This window comes from Synechococcus sp. UW179B, from assembly GCF_900474245.1.
Classification (GTDB): domain Bacteria; phylum Cyanobacteriota; class Cyanobacteriia; order PCC-6307; family Cyanobiaceae; genus Synechococcus_C.
Window position 1 is genome coordinate 1 of sequence record NZ_UCNZ01000011.1, and the last position, 1213, is coordinate 1213.

At 47.9% G+C, this 1213-nt stretch carries 1 protein-coding gene; it reads right to left on the reverse strand.

Annotation, left to right across the window (positions count from 1 at the left end):
• The gene (gene tuf, locus DXY38_RS06385) at positions 1-1188 is read right to left on the reverse strand and encodes an elongation factor Tu (RefSeq protein ID WP_115070941.1); all 1188 of its coding nucleotides are present in this window, start codon (positions 1186-1188) and stop codon (positions 1-3) included.
• Positions 1189-1213: the final 25 nt, after the last annotated feature.

Genomic DNA, 1213 nt, shown 5'->3' on the forward strand with positions numbered 1-1213 from the left:
TTAGTCTAAAATTTTAGTTACCACACCAGCACCTACAGTACGTCCACCTTCGCGGATCGCAAAACGCAGGCCTTCTTCCATCGCTACCGGCTGAATGAGTGTCACGGAGAGCTTTACATTGTCTCCCGGCATCACCATTTCTACCCCACCAGGAAGTTCGCAAGAACCTGTTACATCCGTCGTACGGAAGTAAAACTGTGGGCGGTAACCTTTGAAGAATGGCGTGTGTCGTCCACCTTCATCTTTACTCAATACATACACCTCACACTCAAACTGCTTATGTGGAGTAATTGTACCCGGCTTACATAGCACCATTCCGCGCTGTAAGTCTTCTTTTGCAATTCCTCGTAGAAGAATTCCCGCGTTATCACCCGCCTGACCTTGGTCAAGGAGTCTACGGAACATCTCAATACCGGTTACTACACTCTTCATCGGCGCTTCTACAATTCCTACAATCTCAATCTCATCGTTCAGCTTCAACACGCCACGCTCGATACGTCCTGTTGCTACGGTTCCACGCCCCGTGATACTGAATACATCCTCTACCGGCATTAGGAACGGCTTGTCTACATCACGCTCAGGAGTTGGGATCGTGTCATCTACAGCTTGCATAAGCTCGATCACTTTCTCTTCCCATTGAGCTTCTCCGTTAAGAGCTCCTAAGGCAGATCCCTGAATCACAGGTATCTCATCACCATCAAATTCGTACGCAGAAAGCAACTCTCTTATTTCCAGCTCTACTAGTTCTAGCAATTCTTCGTCATCCACAAGATCAACCTTGTTCATGAACACTACAATCTGAGGTACACCAACCTGACGAGCTAACAAAATGTGCTCACGTGTTTGGGGCATAGGACCATCTGTTGCCGCTACCACTACGATAGCTCCATCCATTTGCGCCGCACCTGTTACCATGTTCTTTACGTAATCGGCGTGACCCGGGCAATCCACATGCGCGTAGTGACGCGCTTCTGTTTCATACTCTACGTGAGCCGTTGCAATGGTAATACCACGCTCTCTTTCTTCCGGAGCGTTGTCAATTTGATCAAATGCCTGCGCTACTCCACCGTATGTCTTCGCCATTACGGTCGTTATTGCCGCCGTTAGCGTAGTTTTACCGTGATCTACGTGTCCAATCGTTCCCACATTTACATGCGGCTTGGTGCGTTGAAAGGTCTCTTTTGCCATGTCTTTGTCTTGTTTAAATTAAATT